Consider the following 1,088-nt stretch of genomic DNA (forward strand, 5'->3'; position numbering starts at 1 on the left):
AATATCCATTGCGCAAAAGATGAGTGCGGCGAACATTTCGCCTGCATGACCCGCCACGCGGCGAGGCTTTTTCTGCCTCCCAGAGCAAAGCCGGAAATATCGTCTGGCGCGACGGCGATCTTTGAAAAGGCATTTCATTGGCGAACTTTCTTGCCTCTCCAGAGGGTCAAGCTCGCTTTGGTGCCGTCGATAACACCGCCTTCGTTCAGCAACTCTACCAGAACACCCTGCACCGTGCCGCCGATGTGAGCGGTCTATAGTACCACCTGGACGAACTCGCCCACGGCGTCACCCGCGTCGATGTCGCGCAACACTTCGTATTCTCGCCAGAGCACTTGGCTAGCCTGCAACCGACCCTCAATGCCGGCTTGTTCGTGCCCGACTCGCAGGCGGCTCAGGTGGCCCGGGTGTACTACACCATGCTCGGCCGGGCGCCGGACGCAGGTGGTCTGGCGTACTACACGGACCAGCTCGACCACGGCGGAACAGCGGCCAGCATCGCGCAGGGCTTCCTGAACTCGCCGGAGAACCAAGCGACCTACGGCAAGCTTTCCAACAGCGCCTACGTCGACGCGCTCTACGTCAACGCCCTCGGCCGCCACGCTGAAGCCAACGGCTTGAGCTACTGGACCGATCAACTCGACCATGGTGTGTCGCGGGCAGACCTTGCGGTGTCCCTGTCGCAGTCGGCTGAGGCTCAGAACCTGCACTTAGCTCAGATTGAACAGGGCTGGCACCTCGCTTGAGAGCTGAAAGTGAGCCTCGGATCGCTCAGGCGGCTGGGGCTCTCTTGCTGGTTCGTTTGATGGCGCAACGGCCACCCGACCACAATGGCGGTTCGGGACGTGGGGATTTACCTGCGGGCAAGAGGGGCCAGATGCTGAGCCGGTCTGATCGCTGCGATAGCTGCCGGCCCGATCCGGCAGTTGCAAGAGGCCATTGGATCGAGCCGGCATGTCCCACGAGAGGACAAGGGCCTACTTACGGCACGGCCCATGCTGCATCGTGATGCGAACTAATTGACTGGCAGTTACCTGAAACCCGGCCCAAAACGGCTTGGCCTTCGAGGTACGCAGGCCGCCGACCTG

At 61.6% G+C, this 1,088-nt stretch carries 2 protein-coding genes; both read left to right on the forward strand.

Going from position 1 to position 1,088, the window contains the following annotated elements:
- The first annotated feature begins 137 nt into the window (after positions 1-137).
- Positions 138-260 carry a DUF4214 domain-containing protein gene (locus MKK52_RS27230; protein WP_409564629.1) on the forward strand — a complete coding sequence of 41 codons (123 nt, stop codon included), beginning with the start codon at positions 138-140 and terminating at the stop codon, positions 258-260.
- A gap of 75 nt (positions 261-335) precedes the next feature.
- The gene (locus MKK52_RS07080; protein WP_243953121.1) at positions 336-746 is read left to right on the forward strand and encodes a DUF4214 domain-containing protein; all 411 of its coding nucleotides are present in this window, start codon (positions 336-338) and stop codon (positions 744-746) included.
- Positions 747-1,088: the final 342 nt, after the last annotated feature.

Source organism: Methylobacterium sp. J-067 (assembly GCF_022829465.1).
Lineage (GTDB): Bacteria > Pseudomonadota > Alphaproteobacteria > Rhizobiales > Beijerinckiaceae > Methylobacterium > Methylobacterium litchii.